At 70.3% G+C, this 15627-nt stretch carries 15 protein-coding genes; 3 read left to right on the top strand and 12 right to left on the bottom strand.

What is annotated here, in order from left to right:
• Nucleotides 1–52: 52 nt before the first annotated feature.
• Nucleotides 53–1081: an adenosine deaminase gene (locus tag BMX74_RS37610; RefSeq protein WP_177227656.1), complete on the top strand. Its 1029-nt coding sequence runs from the start codon at nt 53–55 to the stop codon at nt 1079–1081.
• A gap of 32 nt (nt 1082–1113) precedes the next feature.
• Here the strand turns inward: BMX74_RS37610 and BMX74_RS37605 are convergent, their stop codons facing one another.
• Nucleotides 1114–2058: a hypothetical protein gene (locus tag BMX74_RS37605; RefSeq protein WP_055505067.1), complete on the bottom strand. Its 945-nt coding sequence runs from the start codon at nt 2056–2058 to the stop codon at nt 1114–1116.
• Complete coding sequence (locus BMX74_RS37600) at nt 2045–2584, bottom strand: RNA polymerase sigma factor (RefSeq protein ID WP_055505066.1); 540 nt, start codon at nt 2582–2584, stop codon at nt 2045–2047. Before BMX74_RS37600 ends, BMX74_RS37605 begins: the two co-directional genes overlap by 14 nt.
• Before the next feature lie 126 nt (nt 2585–2710).
• On the opposite strand from BMX74_RS37600, the gene BMX74_RS37595 reads away from it, so the two are divergent.
• Entirely contained in the window at nt 2711–3445 is a 735-nt protein-coding gene (locus BMX74_RS37595) for a class I SAM-dependent methyltransferase (protein WP_091105237.1), read from the top strand.
• A gap of 48 nt (nt 3446–3493) precedes the next feature.
• Here the strand turns inward: BMX74_RS37595 and BMX74_RS37590 are convergent, their stop codons facing one another.
• From BMX74_RS37590 to BMX74_RS37575, 4 genes are all read right to left on the bottom strand, one after another.
• Entirely contained in the window at nt 3494–4378 is an 885-nt protein-coding gene (locus BMX74_RS37590) for a carbohydrate ABC transporter permease (protein WP_236714865.1), read from the bottom strand.
• Nucleotides 4378–5262, bottom strand: coding sequence for a carbohydrate ABC transporter permease (locus BMX74_RS37585; protein ID WP_055505064.1), 885 nt, complete (start codon nt 5260–5262; stop codon nt 4378–4380). Before BMX74_RS37585 ends, BMX74_RS37590 begins: the two co-directional genes overlap by 1 nt.
• 66 nt (nt 5263–5328) lie before the next feature.
• The gene (locus BMX74_RS37580; protein WP_055505439.1) at nt 5329–6591 is read right to left on the bottom strand and encodes an extracellular solute-binding protein; all 1263 of its coding nucleotides are present in this window, start codon (nt 6589–6591) and stop codon (nt 5329–5331) included.
• Nucleotides 6592–6787: 196 nt separating this feature from the next.
• Complete coding sequence (locus BMX74_RS37575; RefSeq protein WP_091105236.1) at nt 6788–8680, bottom strand: acyl-CoA dehydrogenase family protein; 1893 nt, start codon at nt 8678–8680, stop codon at nt 6788–6790.
• 328 nt (nt 8681–9008) lie between these two features.
• Here BMX74_RS37575 and BMX74_RS44580 point away from each other — a divergent pair, with 328 nt between their 5' ends.
• The gene (locus tag BMX74_RS44580) at nt 9009–9149 is read left to right on the top strand and encodes a hypothetical protein (protein WP_176573437.1); all 141 of its coding nucleotides are present in this window, start codon (nt 9009–9011) and stop codon (nt 9147–9149) included.
• Nucleotides 9150–9254: 105 nt separating this feature from the next.
• Here BMX74_RS44580 and BMX74_RS37570 read toward each other — a convergent pair whose 3' ends face one another.
• The 6 genes from BMX74_RS37570 to BMX74_RS37545 form a co-directional block, all read right to left on the bottom strand.
• Nucleotides 9255–10400 (bottom strand): acetyl-CoA C-acetyltransferase, encoded by a 1146-nt coding sequence (locus tag BMX74_RS37570; protein ID WP_091105234.1) that lies wholly within the window; start codon nt 10398–10400, stop codon nt 9255–9257.
• 126 nt (nt 10401–10526) lie between these two features.
• Nucleotides 10527–11183 (bottom strand): hypothetical protein, encoded by a 657-nt coding sequence (locus BMX74_RS44575; protein ID WP_176573436.1) that lies wholly within the window; start codon nt 11181–11183, stop codon nt 10527–10529.
• A gap of 27 nt (nt 11184–11210) precedes the next feature.
• Nucleotides 11211–11984, bottom strand: a complete 774-nt coding sequence (locus BMX74_RS37560; protein ID WP_091105232.1) for a class F sortase — start codon at nt 11982–11984, stop codon at nt 11211–11213.
• A gap of 6 nt (nt 11985–11990) precedes the next feature.
• Nucleotides 11991–13292 carry a hypothetical protein gene (locus BMX74_RS37555; protein ID WP_091105231.1) on the bottom strand — a complete coding sequence of 434 codons (1302 nt, stop codon included), beginning with the start codon at nt 13290–13292 and terminating at the stop codon, nt 11991–11993.
• 120 nt (nt 13293–13412) lie between these two features.
• The gene (locus BMX74_RS37550; protein WP_055505059.1) at nt 13413–14192 is read right to left on the bottom strand and encodes a class F sortase; all 780 of its coding nucleotides are present in this window, start codon (nt 14190–14192) and stop codon (nt 13413–13415) included.
• The gene (locus tag BMX74_RS37545; protein WP_143078915.1) at nt 14192–15571 is read right to left on the bottom strand and encodes a hypothetical protein; all 1380 of its coding nucleotides are present in this window, start codon (nt 15569–15571) and stop codon (nt 14192–14194) included. The genes BMX74_RS37550 and BMX74_RS37545 overlap by 1 nt, the downstream gene beginning before the upstream one ends.
• Between the last annotated feature and the right edge of the window lie 56 nt (nt 15572–15627).

The following is a 15627-nucleotide window of genomic DNA, read 5'->3' as shown; positions in this document are numbered from 1 at the left end:
CCGTACCACGCCGGTCGTCACGGCGATGCCGGGGGCGTTGAAGTGGCAAGATATGGAAATGCCACGGCCCCTGGACACTCTCCCCAAAGCTCATCTGCACCTGCACTTCACCGGCTCCATGCGGCACTCCACGCTCATCGAGCTGGCCAGGGATCAGGGGCTGCACCTGCCCGACGCGCTGGAGCAGGACTGGCCGCCCCGGCTGCGCGCCACCGACGAGCGGGGCTGGTTCCGCTTCCAGCGTCTGTACGACATCGCGAGATCCGTCCTGAGCCGGCCCGAGCACGTCTACCGCCTGCTGCGCGAGACCGCCGAGGACGAGGCGGCGGCCGGGTCGCGCTGGCTGGAGATCCAGGTCGACCCGTCCGGCTACCAGCACAGGTTCGGCGGCCTCACGGCCACGCTGGAGCTGATGCTCGACGCCGCCGCCCGCGCCGCCGAGCACGCCGGGGTGGGCGTCGCGGTGGTCGTGGCGGCCAACAGGACGAGGCATCCGCTCGACGCCAACACCCTCGCCAGGCTCGCCGGGCAGTACGCGGGGCACGGGGTCGTGGGGTTCGGGCTGTCCAACGACGAGCGCCGGGGCCAGGCGCGCGACTTCGAGCGGGCGTTCCGCATCGCCAAGCGCGCCGGGCTGCTCTCGGTGCCGCACGGCGGCGAGCTCCTCGGGCCCCGCAGCGTCGCCCAGTGCGTCGACGACCTCGGCGCCGACCGGGTGGGGCACGGCGTGCGCGCGGCCGAGGACCCCCGGCTGATGCGGCGGCTGGCCGACCGGCAGATCTGCTGCGAGGTCTGCCCCACCTCCAACGTGGGGCTTGGCGTGGCCGAGCGGGCCGCGGACGTGCCGCTGCGCACGCTGTTCGACGCGGGCGTCCCGATCGCGCTCGGCGCCGACGACCCGCTGCTGTTCGGCACCCGCCTGCTGCGCCAGTACGAGCTGGCCCGCGAGGTCTACGGCTTCGACGACGCCGAGATCGCGGAGCTGGCCAGGCAGTCGGTGCGTTCGTCGGCGGCGCCCGAGCACGTCCGCAAGGAGATCCTCAAGAGCATCGACGCCTGGCTCGCCGGCGCACCCGACTGAACCGCCGCCCCGGCCGGGTGGTTCCGGGGGGTTCACTTCAGGGAGTCGGCGATGGCGACGGCGCGTCCGAGTGTGGGGACGCCCTCCAGGCGGTGGCCGACGCCGTCCCGCTGCCACACGAGCGTCGGACCGGCCTGGCGCAGGGGCACCTCGGTGCCGTCCGGCCTGGTGATGTAGCCGAGCCGGTGCGTCCCCTGCACCCACCAGCCGGGCAGGCCCCCGACCCGCGCCTCCTGCGGCCACGGCGGGCCGACGCGCTTGAAGAACACGGGGTCCAGACCGCCGTCGAACTGGTCAAGCCTGACGCCGTCCGGCCAGAACAGCGAGGCGACGCGGCCCGCGTCCGACACGGTGGCGGCGCTCGGGGGGCCGAGCGCGGACGGGGTCCTGACGGGGAAGCGTACGTGGCGGGCGAGGTCGCCCGGCGGGACGGCGCGCTCGCCAGGCAGCAGGGCGGCGCCGGGCAGGGGGGCGGGGGCCTCCTCGTCGAGGTGGATCTCGACGCCGGCCAGGCGCAGGATCCCGGCGACGGCGGCCCGCCCCTGCGGGGTGGCGGCGGTGACGGCGACGACCACCGCGAGCACGCCCGCCACCACCTTCCACCGCCGCGACCGGCGCGAACGACGGGTGGGCGGGCGGCTTCCTCGGGGGTCCGCGGGCGGGCGGCTTCCTTGCGGGTCGGTGAGCGGGCGGCTCTCTTGCGGGTCCGGGGGCAGGCGGCTTCCTTGCGGGTCGGTGAGTGGGCGGCCTTCTTGCGGGTCGGTCGGCTGCAGGCGGGCGCGGACCTTGGCGGCCAGGTCGGGTGGCGGTGGCGCGGGCACGTCGAGGAGGGCGCCCAGAGCGATCAGCTCGGCCTCCAGCCCGCCGGGCCGCTCCGGTTCCCGCGCGCCGTCGAGGTCGTGGTCGCGGCTCCGCCCGGATCCGGGTCCGGGTTCGCCGTTCCGCCCGTCGTGCGCGCCGGGGTCATGGGAGGTCATCCGCCACCTCCTCTCTCAGCCGGGACAGGGCCCTGTGCGTGGTGGACTTGACCGTGCCGACGGGCCAGCCGAGGACCTGGGCCGTCTCCGCCTCCGTCAGCTGTAAGAAGTACCGGCACACCACCGCTCCGCGTTCCCTGTCGGGCAGGCCGCGCACGGCGGCGAGGAGGCGGTCGCGGCGGTCGCCGTCGAGGGCGGCGCCCGCGGGGTCGTCCGGCGCGTACGGGTCGGTCGCGGCTCCGAGCCGCAGGACGAGGTCGGCCCTGCGCCCGCGCGAGCGGGTCAGGTCGTGCGTCTCGTTGGCGACGATGCGCAGCAGCCACGGCCGGAACGCCGCGTCCCTGCGGAACGCCGGCAGGTGGCGGAACGCCTTGACGAACGCCTCCTGGACGACGTCCTCGGCCTCGTCGCCCGCGCCGAGCAGGGCGGCGGTGCGGTGCGCGAGCGTGCTGTAGCGCGCGACCAGCGTCTCGTACGCGGCCAGGTCGCCGTCGAGCGAGCGCGCGATCGCCTCGTCGTCGTCCATGTCGTGTCAGATTTCACCGTATCGAGGGGGTTGCCGGGAAGGGCGTTTCCTCCGTCATGTCGCCCCCGCCGCGTGGCAGGGCATTAGACTCGGGCAGATCCATGAGCCCCTTGAAGGAACGGGACTATGTCTTCTGGGTATGACCGTGTAGTGCAACCGGCGGCCGGTGACGAGGCCCTGGAGAACCACCTGGGTGGGGACGAGGCCAAGAACTATCGGCAGTACGAGTTCGACATGGTCGCGCCCCACGTCGGCCGTTCGATGCTGGAGATCGGTTCGGGGCTGGGTCACTTCGCCGAGCAGTTCCTGCCGCGTCTCGACAGGCTCGTGGTGAGCGACTTCGACCCGTACTGCGTGGAGCAGCTCAAGAAGCGCTTCGAGGGCCGCGACGACATCGACGTGCTGCAGTTCGGCCTGCCGACCGAGATCCCGCTCAAGGAGAAGGTCGACACGGTCGTGATGATGAACGTCCTGGAGCACATCGAGGACGACGCGGAGGCGCTGCGGTCGCTGGCGCGCGTCACGGCCCCGGGCGGCCGGATCATCATCTGGGTGCCGGGCTACATGCAGCTGTACGGCGACTTCGACCGCAAGGTGGGCCACGTCCAGCGTTACACGCCGAAGACGCTGGGCAGGACGGTCGCGAAGGCGGGCCTCGACGTCCAGGTGCTCAAGCCGATCAACTTCCTGGGCGGCATCGCCTGGTGGGCGGCGGTGCGCAGGGGCGGCGTGGGCTACCCCGACCCGCGCCTGGTCAAGATCTACGACCGTACGGTGGTGCCGATGACGCGGCTGATCGAGCGGTTCGTCCGCCCGCCGTTCGGCCAGACGGTCTTCTGCGTCGCAAGGGTGCCCAAGTAGTCACCCGGAGACCGGCGCGCGGCGCCCCGTGGGGGCACCGCGCGGCGGCTACTTGATCGAGCCGGCGGTGAGGCCGCCGACGACCTTGCGTTCGATCAGCGCGAACAGGATGATCACCGGGATGGTGGCGATCACCGAGCCCGCGAAGAGGTTCTGCCAGTCCACCTGGTACTGGCCGATGAACGAGTTGAGCGCGACCGTGAGCGGCTGGTTCTCCGGCGTCGTCGTCAGAGTCAGGGCCACCACGAACTCGTTCCACGCCGCGATGAACGTGAAGATCAGCGCGGTGATGACGCCGGGCATGGCCAGGGGCAGCGTGACGCGGAACAGCGCCCCGAAGCGGCCGTTGCCGTCGATGAAGGCGGCCTCCTCCAGCTCCCGCGGGATCGAGGCGAAGTACGCGTTCAGGATCCAGACCGCGAAGGCCAGGTTGAACCCGCCGTTGACGAGGATCAGCGACCAGATCGAGTCCACCAGGCCGAACTGGTAGAACTCGCGGTAGATGCCGACGAGCATGGCCGTGGGCTGGAACATCTGGGTGATCAGCACCAGGATCAGGAACGCCGTGCGCCCGCGGAAGTCGTGCCGGGCCGAGTAGTACGCGGCCGGCAGCGCCACGAGCAGCACGAGGATCGTCGAGCCGCCCGCGACCTTCAGCGTCACCCACAGGTTCCCCGCGAGGCCGCTGCTCCAGAAGTTGGCGAGGTTCGACCACACCCACTCCTTGGGCCAGAACGACACCTCGCGCAGCGACTCCTGCGACCGCAGCGAGGTCAGCAGCATGACGATGTAGGGGAACAGGAAGACGAACGCGACGATGTACGCGGCGGCCGCCACGATCACGGTCTTGAGCTTCGGCACGCGGCGCGGCGGGCGCCCGCGGTGCCCGGCGTGGTGGCGCGGGCCGGTCCTCGGCATGGTCTGCACGGCCATCACGCCACCTCCTTGTTCCAGCGCGACACCTTGAGGAAGATCGCGGTCAGCACGATCACCATGCCGAAGTTGACGACGGACATCGCGGCCGACTCACCGATGTTCGAGCCCTTGAGGATGAACATGAGGATGGTCGAGGTGGCCGTCGAGTAGCCCGGCTGGCCGTGGGTCATGGCCCAGATGATCGGGAAGCTGTTGAAGACGTTCATGACGTTGATCAGCGCGGCGACCGTGAGGGCGGGCCTGAGCAGCGGCAGCGTGATCGACCAGTACGTGCGCAGCCTGGACGCGCCGTCCATCCTGGCCGCCTCGTAGACGTCGGCGGGGATGGTGGCGAGCCCGGCGAGCAGCGCGTACGTCGTGAACGGCACCGACACGAACACGGCCACGAACACCAGCCACGGCATGGCGCTGGAGGCGTCGCCGAGCTGGTCGGCGGAGGCGCCGCCCATCGCGTCGATCAGCCCCAGCTTCAGCCTGATCTGGTTGATCACGCCGACCTCGGGGTCGAGCATCCACTTGAAGATGATCGCCGTCATCAGCACCGAGGCGGCCCACGGCGCGATCAGCGCCCAGCGGGCGACCTTGCGGCCGGGGAAGCGCTGGTTGAACAGCTGCGCCAGGGCGAGCGAGATCAGCACGGTGAGCGCGACGACCGCGACCACCCAGATGACGCTGCGGACCATGATGTCGGCGAAGTCCTTCTCGCCGAACAGCTTGGTGTAGTTGTCCGGGAAGTTGTCGCCCTGGACCACGCCGAACCGGCTGATCTTGAGGAACGACGACCTGACCATCTCGATCACGGGCCAGAGCACGACCAGCGCGATCAGCACCACGGCCGGCCCGATCCAGGCCAGTGGTTCGAGGGCGCGCAACCTTCTCATGAGGAACCTTCCATGACGATACGGCCAGCACCTGTCACAGCGCTGGCCGTACACAGCCGCGACGGATCAGCTGGACTCGGCGGCCTTCTGAAGCTCCCCGAGGACCTTGGCCGGGTCGTCCTTGACGGCACTGCCGATGGTCTGCTTCATCTGCGCCGACACGGCATCCCACTTGGGGTCGGCCTGGGGGTAGAAGGTCGCGTTCGGCAGAGCGTCCAGGAACGGCTTGAGCTTCTCGTCGCTCGAGAGCTTGTCGATGCCACCCTTGGTGACAGGCAGCAGCTTGTAGAGCTCGGAGATCTTCTGCGCGGCGTCGCCCGTGTAGAAGAAGTCGAAGAACTTCTTGATCTCCTCGGCGTGGCCGTTCTTGTTGAACGCCATGATCCAGTCCTGCACGCCGAGCGTGGTGTCGAGCGGGCCGGTCTTACCGGGAATCGGCGCGACGCCGTAGTTCTTCAGCCCCGCGGTGTCGAAGATCGGGATGGACATGGGTCCGCCGTTGACCATGCCGACCTTGCCCGCGCCGAAGTCCTCCCAGACCGTCTTGCGGTCCTTGGTGCCCGGGTTCGGGGTGGTGAGACCGGCGTCGACCAAGCCCTTCATGTACGTGAAGGTCTCGACGTTCTGCGGCGAGTTGATCGCCCACTTGCCGGAGGCGTCCTTGTAACCGCCGCCGTTGCCCAGCATCCACAGGAGCGACTCGGCTTGAGCCTCCTCCTGTCCCAGCGGCAGGCCGAACGGCTGGCTCACTCCGGCCTTCTTCAGCTTGTCCGCAGCCGCCTTCAACTCGTCCCAGGTCTTGGGCGGCTCGGCGATCCCGGCCTTCTGGAAGAGGTCCTTGTTGTAGAAGAGGGCACGGGCGGACGACACGAACGGGATGCCATAGGCGACGCCGTCCAGCTTGCCGTTGTCGGCGAACTTCTGAAGCATGTCCTGCTGGACGTTGGGAGAGAGGACTTCGTCCACCTTGTAGAGCAACTGCTCCTTGGCGAAACCGGCATAGCCGCCGGTCTGCAGGATGTCGGGCACCTGGCCGTTCTGGACCATGGTGGCGACCTGCTTGTCGATGTCGTTCCAGTTGATGACCTGGACGTCCACCTTGATGTTGGGGTTCTGCTTCTGGAACTCGTCGACGACGCCCTTCCAGAACGTCTCGCCGGAGTTCGGCTTGCCGGGGCCGTCGCCGTAGTCGGCGGCGACCATCTTCAGCGTGACCTGCCCGCCGCCCGAGGACTGCGCGTTGTTGGCGCCGCCGGAGTCGCCGGAACCGCAGCTGGACAGTACCAGCATGGTGGCGAGGCCGAGAGCGGCGCCGCCCGCAAGCTTCATCTTCACTGGAGATACCGCCTTCTCGTCGGACGGGTGCGGCTGGTCCGTACCAGTTCCGGACCCGGCCCAGGGGTTGGGGGGCGCGCGAGCCGGGGCTCGGCGCGTTTGCGTCAGCGTAAGCCCCTGTTCTTCGGGCGGTCTATACCGGCTCATTGCGGTTTTGCAACACTCGCGGCGGTCTCCGTGCCTGTCCGGTCTAGACCAGGCGTGATCGGATCTTCCTGCGGACGTTCTCCCCCTCGTCAGGGGACCCGATCCACGGGCCTTCGAGTGACGGGTCGAGCACGCCCTCCTCCAGGAAGGCGTACCGGCCGTCGAGCACGTAGCCCGCCAGCCGGGCGTCCTGGCTGTCGGTGTTGTCCCACAGCTGCTCGAACAGCGCGTCCACGCGCCGCCGCGCCTGCCGGCAGAACGTGTCGGCCAGCTCGTACGGCCGCTGCCCCAGGTCTCCGGCGTCCTCGTCGGCCTTCACGCAGACGGCCGTCATGGCGAACAGCTCCGCCCCGGCGTCCACGATCCTGCCGAGGAACGCCTGCCGGTGCTCCAGCCGGCCCTGCCAGCGCGACATGCCGTAGAAGGTGGACCTGGCCAGCTTCCTGGCGGCCCGCTCGACGAAACGCAGGTGGGCGGCGAGCGGGCCGAACCCGGCGTACGACGTGGGCAGGTTGCCGCTGCCCGCCACCAGCGTCGGCAGCCACCTGGCGTAGAAGCGCGAGGCGCGGCCCAGCGCGTGGACGCGCTCCTGCGGCGAGGCGTCCGGGTCGACCAGCTCGCCCGCCGCCGCCAGGTGCGCGTCCACCGCCTCCCTGGCGATCAGCAGCCGCATGATCTCGGACGACCCCTCGAAGATGCGGTTGATGCGTGCGTCGCGCAGCATCTGCTCGGCGGGCACGCCGCGCTCGCCCCGGGCCGCCAGCGACTCGGCGGTCTCGTACCCGCGCCCGCCCCTGATCTGGACCAGCTCGTCGAGCACCCGGTAGCCCAGCTCGGTGGCGTACAGCTTGGCCAGGGCAGCCTCGATCCTGATGTCGTTGCGCCGGTCGTCGGCCAGGCGGGCGGTCAGCTCGCACACGGCCTCCAGCGCGTACGCGCTCGCCGCGATGAACGCGATCTTCGTGGCGACGGCCTCGTGCCTGCCGATGCCGCGTCCCCACTGCTCGCGGGCGTTGCCCCACTCGCGGGCGATCTTCAGCGCCCACTTGGCGTTGCCCGTGCAGGACGCGGGCAGCGACAGGCGTCCGGTGTTGAGCGTGGTCAGCGCGATCTTGAGTCCTTCGCCCTCGCGCCCGATGCGGTTCGCGGCCGGCACCCTGACCCCGCGGAACTCGGTCACGCCGTTCTCGATGCCGCGCAGCCCCATGAACGCGTTGCGGCGCCTGACCGTGATGCCCGGCGTGTCGGCCTCCACCACGAACGCGCTGATCTTCCTGCCGGTGCGCGCCATGACGACGAGCAGGTCGGCGATGACACCGTTGGTCGTCCACAGCTTGACGCCGTCGAGCACGTACTCGTCGCCGTCGCGCACCGCGGTCGTGGACAGCCTGGCCGGGTCGGAGCCGACGTCGGGCTCGGTGAGCAGGAACGCCGAGATCTCACCCGCGGCGCACCTCGGCAGGAACGCCCGCTTCTGCTCCTCCGTGCCGAACAGCTTCAGCGGCTGCGGCACCCCGATCGACTGGTGCGCCGACAGCAGCGTCGCCAGCGCCGGGCAGTACGACCCGACCAGCGTGAGCGCGCGGACGTACGACAGGTACGGCAGGCCGAGCCCGCCGTACTCCTCGCCGATGGTGATGCCGAACGCGCCCAGCCTGGCCAGGCCCTCGACGACCTCGTCGGGCACCCGCGCGGTGCGCTCGATGAGCTGCGGGTCGACGTGCTCCTCCAGGAAACGCCTGAGCGCCCGCACGAACTCCTCACCGCGGCGGGCGGCCTCGGGGGACGGCGTGGGGGCGGGGTGCAGGAGGTCGAGCCGGAAGTCACCGAGGAAGAGCTGCCTGCCGAAGCTGGGCCGCGTCCACTCCTTCTCGCGGGCCTGCTCCCCGACCTGCCTGGACTCCGCGTACGCCTGCTCGGTCTGCTGATCGGTCATCGGACCTCCGCTCCCTCGGCAGCGGCAGGCCGCCCTGCCGCCGGTGTGCCGCTACGGCGCGCATACCCACCTTCGCCCGTGCCTGCCCCCTGTCAAGCCGTCGAAGCGCGACCCGGGGAACACCGGACACCCGGCAGGATCAGACGGGCGTTAATTCGGTTGCGGCCTCATATGCGGCCCGCGTACTTTCGTGGACATGCGCCTTTACCTGTGACGAGCCGGGCTGTTCCGGCCACTCAGCAGCGAAATCCGTTCATCCATGACGCGGCAGCTGAGCTTGCGTACCGGCCGACGAGCCGCGTCGCGAGTCGTGTAAAGGAGCTTTCTCATGCGTGTGCGTTCATCCACGAAGAAGTCCGGCAAGAACCTCCCCGGGCGGGACGTCCCCGCCCGGAAGCAGGTGCCGATGCCCAGGATGCCGCAGCGGCCGGTCGCGCCGCCGCGCCGCATCCCGTCCAAGGGCCGGTGACGGCCGAGGGCCCAGCAGACCACTACCCGGGATGGTAGTGACGGGCGCCGCCTCCCAACGCCATGGAGGCGGCGCCCGATTCCGCGAGCCGGCGACGCCTACGCGTCACAGCCGCTCGATGATCGTGACGTTCGCCTGGCCGCCGCCCTCGCACATCGTCTGCAGGCCGTACCTGCCGCCCGTGCGTTCCAGCTCGTTCAGGAGCTTCGTCATCAGGATCGCGCCGGTGCCGCCCAGCGGGTGGCCCAGCGCGATCGCGCCGCCGTTCGGGTTGACCCTGGCGTCGTCGGCGCCGAGCTCTTTCATCCAGGCCAGCGGCACCGGCGCGAACGCCTCGTTGATCTCCGTGACGTCGATGTCGTCGATCGACAGCCCCGCCTTCTTCAACGCCTTCCGCGTGGCGGGGATCGGCGCGGTCAGCATGTACACCGGGTCGTCGCCCAGCACGGTCAGCTGGTGGATGCGGGCCCTCGGGGTCAGGCCGTGGTCCTTCACCGCCTGCTCGGAGGCGATCAGCACCGCCCCTCCGCCATCGGAGATCTGCGACGACGTGGCCGCCGTGATCTGGCCGCCCTCCTTCAGCGTCTTCAGCGCGGCCATCTTCTCCAGCGTCGTGTCGGGGCGCGGGCCCTCGTCGTCGGCGACGCCGTTGACCGGGACGATCTGGTCCTTGAAGTAGCCGTTCGCGATGGCCTTCGCGGCGCGCTGGTGCGACTCGAACGCGAACCGCTCCAGCTCGTCCCGCGTGAAGCCCCACTTCTCGCACATCAGCTCCGCGCCGCGGAACTGCGAGATCTCCTGCTTGCCGTACCGCTCGACCCACAGGTCGCCGAACGGGAACGGCATGCCCTTCTCCAGCGCGGCGCTGATCGGGGAGCCCATCGGCACGACGCTCATGGACTCGACGCCGCCCGCCACGACGAGGTCCTGCGTCCCCGACATGACGCCCTGGGCGGCGAAGTGGATGGACTGCTGCGAGGAGCCGCACTGCCTGTCGAGGGTCACGCCGGGCGTGGTCTCGGGCAGGCCGGCCGACAGCCAGGCGTTGCGCGCGATGTCCATGCTCTGCGGGCCGAACTGCATCACGCAGCCCAGGATGACGTCCTCCACCGCCGCCGGGTCCACGCCGGTGCGCTCGACGAGCGCCTTGAGCGTGTAGGCGGCCAGGTCAGTGGGGTGGACGGCGGACAGGCCGCCCTTCTTCTTGCCGACCGGGGTGCGGACCGCCCCGACGATGTACGCCTCAGCCACAGTGCCTCCTGGTAAACCGAGCAATATTCGGTTATCAGGACGAGCGTACAACAGAACCTTGCTCTGTGGCCGATCAGGCAGCGGGACAGCGGCTCACCCCGGCAGGCGGGACGCGCGGACCGGCCGTCACTCCGGCGGCAGGAGGTCCTCCGCGGCCTCGATCCTGAAGCGCCGGCGGTCCACCGCCACGCCGTTCAGGGCCTCCGACAGCTCCAGCGCCAGCGCGCCCAGCTTGACCGGCTCGTCGCCGCGCAGCTCCACCGCCGTCAGCTCCACCGCGAACGGCAGCAGCTCGGCCACCGCAGGAGGCTGACCCCGCTGCGGCACCACCGCCGCCCTGACCGCGCCCGCCGTGAACGTGAACTCGTCCTCCTGCTCCAGCAGCGGCGCCAGATCCTCCGCCGACGGACGCGCCGGCAGGATCACCGCCGGACCCCCGCCCTCCTCGTCGGACGGATCACTCACCTCGCCCCGGCAGACCACCAGCCCGCCCAGGCGGAACGCCAGCCCCTCCGCCAGGAACACGTCGAAGAAGTCCACCGGCAGCGGGCCCTCGGCCGTCACCCGGCACGCCCACACCTTCTCCAGCACGCCGCCCACGAGATCGGGCTCGGCCTCGACCGGCGCGTGCACCCGGACATCCGTGGCCACGACGTCCGCGCCGTCGGCCCGGGCGCCCGGGTCGGCCAGCCGCAGCAGGCGCAGCAGGGTCGCCTGGTCCGGTTTGGCGGGCAACGCCGCCGTCGGGCCAGTACGCAGTCTCCGCTTCGCCATCCAGCCCATGCCCGCCTCCGTGGGTCGGCTCGTGAGTCAGCTTCGGTAGGAGCCCGTCATCGTCGCGTAGACGATGACGTTGTCGGTGTAGTGGCCGATGCGGCGATCGTACGTGCCGCCGCACGTGATCAGGTGAAGTTGCGCGTTCGCCTGGCCACCGTAGACGCGTTCCGTCGGGAACGTCTTCTTGCTCGCCTGCTCCAGGCCGCCCACCGTGAAGACGGCCGTGGTGCCGTCCTGGCGCTTCACCTCGATGGTGTCGCCGTACCTGAGCTCGTGCAGGCGGCTGAAGACGGCACTGCGCGTACGGGTGTCCTTGTGGCCCAGCAGCACCGCCGGACCCGCCTCGCCCGGCGTGGACATGTTCCTGTACCAGCCGACCAGGTTCGGGTCGTCGGCCGGAGGCACCTGGATCGCGCCGTCCCTGGCCAGCCCCACCGACCTCACCGGCGCGTTGACGCCCAGCTTCTTGATGACGATGCGCAGCGGAGTGGACGGCTGCATCGGCGGCGCGGGCGTCGCCTGCGGCAGCGGCGGCGGGACGTCCGGCGGCGCCTGGAACAGCGCCTGCGCCGGCTGCCCCGTCGGCTGCCCGTCGGGCCGCCCATCGGGTTGCGCGGCCAGTTCCAGGCTGTCGCGGTCGCTCAGCCCGTACTCCTCCGGCGACCTGAACACGATCAGCAGCCCCGCCAGGACCGTCACCACCCCGGCGATGGCCGCCACGAGCAGCACCGTGCGCAGCGCCGTGCTCCCCCTGTCGGCGGGGGGCGGCGGCACCGGGCTCCCGCCGTACGGGTAGTGCCCAGACACGGCGGCTCAGCTCCTGCTGACGCCGCGACGCCGCATCCACAGCCCGCCGACGGCGGCGGCGGCGACCAGCGCGGACCCCGTCAGGATGAACACCCGCCCGTCGGGCCCCATCTCACCGCCGGCGCCCGTGTCCGCCCCCGCCTTCGGCGTCTGCGAGTTGCGCTGCTTCGTCTTCGACTTCGTCGCGCTCGGCGTCACCGTGACGTACGCGGTGGTCGTCTTGGTCGGCTTGGGCGAGCTCGTCGTCGTGGAGGAGGACGTCGGCGACGTGGCCGCACCCACGGTCAGGGTGTACGTCTTCAGCGCCGTGTCGTTCTGGACGGTGCACGAGATCGCCGGCGTGGTGCCGGTGGCCGTGTCGGCACCGAAGTTGATCTTCCCGGGCTTCACGGTGGCCGTGCCGGCGGTGTTCGCGGTCGCCTTCAGGTCGAAGGCGGCCACCGGCAGTGTGATGGGCTGACCGGCGGTGACCGTGGTGGTGCCCTCACCCGTGGCCGACGTGAGGCCGCTGACGCCGGTCAGCGCCGCGTAGGCGAAGATCTTCGGGCTGATCGTCTGGCCGGTGCTGGGAGCCTTCAGCTCCTTGCCCGTCGTGTACGTGCCCTTCCACTTGATCGCGAACTGCTCGCCGACCTTGGCGGACGTCGGCATGGTCAGCTCGACCTTGACCTCGACGTCGTGGACCTCGCTGGCGGTGGGCCCGGTGCACTCGTACTGGACGACGTCGGTCCCGGTCGTGCCGCCACCACCACCGGTGCCGATCGGGACCGTGACGGCCTCGGTCGAGGTGGTGGTGCAGGTCGTCACGCTGGTGGAGCTGGAGGCGAGCGCCAGCCGCAGCTCGCCGGGCTTCACGCTGACGCTGCCGGTCGAGCCGGTGGGCACGGAGATCTTGTACTTGACCTCGCTCGCGAGGACGGAGGTGGCCGCCGACGGCACGGACGGACCCGTCTTGGCCCCGGCGTCGAAGACCGAACCCGGAGTGGGCGTGAGGGTGGCCGTGACCTGCAGGTTCGTCGTCGTCTGCGGGGTGCTCGTGGACGCGATCATGAGTGCCGGGATTCCGAGGGCCAGCTCGAAGTTGCCGCCGGCGGTCGCGGAGTCGGGCGGCGTGACCGTCACGCTGATCGCCGTGTTGGTGAACGGCCCGCCGCTGCATGTGTAGGCGTAGGTCTTCGGCGTGGCCGCCTGCGCCTCGGTCGCGGTGAGCAGGGTGAAGGCGGAGCCGGCGAAGAGGACACCCGTGCCCAGTAAGCCCAGAACCGAGGTCTTGCGGGCGAAGCGGCGCCCCGCCTGAGACTTAAGCACGGGTCCATCTCCGTTTCAGCACAGTTGTAACAGGCGTACCAGAATCCCAGCCGTTGGTCACGGTTAGGTAGAGATCCTACGAACTGATCCTGTCAACTTTCTGTTAGCCGCCAAAAACCGTCAGCCCTTTTTCTTGGACAACGTCGCGTACACGATGATGTTGTCCTTGTAGCTGTGGGCACCCTTGTTGAAGACGCCGCCGCAGGTGATCAGGCGCAGCTGGGCATCGTCGGTGTTGCCGTACACCCGGTTCGTCGGGAACGACGACTTGCTGACCTGCTCGATCCCGCTCACCGTGAAGCGCGTGACCTTGCCGTCCGAGCGGGACACGTAGATCTGGTCGCCCTTCGCCAGCTCCGACAGGCGGGCGAACACCGCCGCGCCCTTCCTGGTGCTGACGTGGCCGTTGATCACGGACGGGCCCGCCTCTCCGGGGACGGGCGAGAAGCGGTACCAGCCGGTCAGGTTGGGCTTGCTCAGCGACGGGGTGCCGAGGTTGCCCTTGATGTCCACGGTCACCCGGCCGATCGGCGCGTTCACCTTGATCTTGGGGATCCTGATCCGGGTGGGCCGCGTCTTGGCCTTGGCCGCCTTCGTCTTCACCGCCGGGATCGGCGCCACCGTCGGCACGGCCGCCAGCGGCGGCGGCGCGTCCAGGCGGGCGGGCGTCAGGCCCGCCTTGCCGCCCGGGCCGACGCTCGGCGGCAGCACGAACGCGCCCGCGTTCTCGATCTGGACGGTCGTCGGCTGGTCCATGGCCGCGGGGGCCGGCCCGGAGCCGTCGTCCACGGCGGGCACCACCGACAGCAGGCCCACCATGACGACGCCCACGCCGGCCAGCGAGCCCGCGATCAGCAACCCGGGCATCGCCCGGCTCATCAGCGACTTCTGCTCGGTCATCACTTCAGCCCTCCGGCGTGCTCGGCGCGTCGCCGCCGCATCAGCAGGCCGCTGGTGGCGCTGCCCATCAGCACCACGGCACCGCTGGCCATCAGTCCGTACGGTCGGGGTTCGTCGGGCGCCTCACCGCTGTCCACGCCGCCCTTCGGAGTCTTGGCCACCTGCGCCTTGACGTACTTGGTCGCCGTGGCGGTCGCGGTCGGTTTCGCCGAGGACGAGGGGGTGCTACTGCTCGTCCCGGTCGCCGGCGGCACGACGATCACATGCCCCATCCCGTTGTTCGACGGCGGCGGGGTGATGTGCTTCGTCGGCGTGCCGGTGGTGGTCGGGTTGTTGGTGGGCGGGTTGGTGCTGGGCGGGGGCGTGGTCGTGGTCGGCGGCGGGCTGGTGGGAGACGTCGCGGTGGGGCTGGGCGAGGCCTCGCGGACCGTCACCACGACCGACACCGGGCCGCCGACGAGCTTGCAGATCGCGCGGTGGTAGCCCGTCGGGATCTTCTGCGTGTCGGTGAGCACGTTGAAGGCGTCCAGCCAGGCCGGCTTGGTGGAGGTGTTGACGATCTTGATGGTGTGCTTGCCGTACTCCAGCCCGGCCGACTCCCAGAGCTTGACGCCGCCGTTGAGGTCGTGGTTCACGGGCTTGTTGTCCTCGTCCCGCGAGGGGTCGACCGTGGCCACCTTGTAGCCGTCGATGTAGATGTCGACGGTGCCGGCGTCCTTGTCCGTCGGCCCGATGTACTCCACGCCGGTGCCGACGAAGGTGAGCTCCGCGGAGGCGCCCATCTCGGTCGTCTCGTGCAGGTCGTTGTGGACGTGGTGCTCGGCACTGGGACGGTCGTCGAGGGAGGTCCAGGTGCCGCTGTACTTGACCTGGAGGTCCGTGGGGTTGTCGGTCTCGTTGCCGTCGTTGACCGGGACCGAGCCGTCGGGCGGCGTGAAGTCCACCTCGATGTCACGCGGGGTCACCTTGATGGTGCCCGGCTTGTCCATGAGGCCCGGGTCGTTGATCGTCTCCGGGAGCGTCAGGTACGAGTCGGGGTGGAGCTTGGTGTCCTGGTCGGCGGTGCCCTTCGGCTGCAGGATGCCCTGCCAACTGCTGAGGAGCTGCACGTTGCCCACGGCGTGCACCTGCGCGCCCGCTGCGAAGTAGTTGGGCGACTGGAAGCGCGTGCTGTTGGCGTACTTGAGCTTCCAGGTGAAGTTCAGCGGACCGCCCACGACCAGATCGGTGGCGAAGGTCAGGTTGGTCGTGAGGCGGACGGGGCCGTGGCGGACGATGCTGTCCGGCCCCGCAGGGGTGCAGTCGTAGTCGACCACGAGGTCGGCGGGGGCGGCGGAGGCTGGGATGTCCGGCAGGACCACCAGTCCTAAGGCTGCCACGGATCCGACGGATGCGGCGAGCAACGCCGTGCGCCACCGATTCACGGGACTCTCCG

Source organism: Nonomuraea pusilla, from assembly GCF_900109355.1.
Taxonomy (GTDB): Bacteria; Actinomycetota; Actinomycetes; order Streptosporangiales; family Streptosporangiaceae; genus Nonomuraea; species Nonomuraea pusilla.
This window is presented reverse-complemented; position numbering and strand designations above follow the sequence as displayed.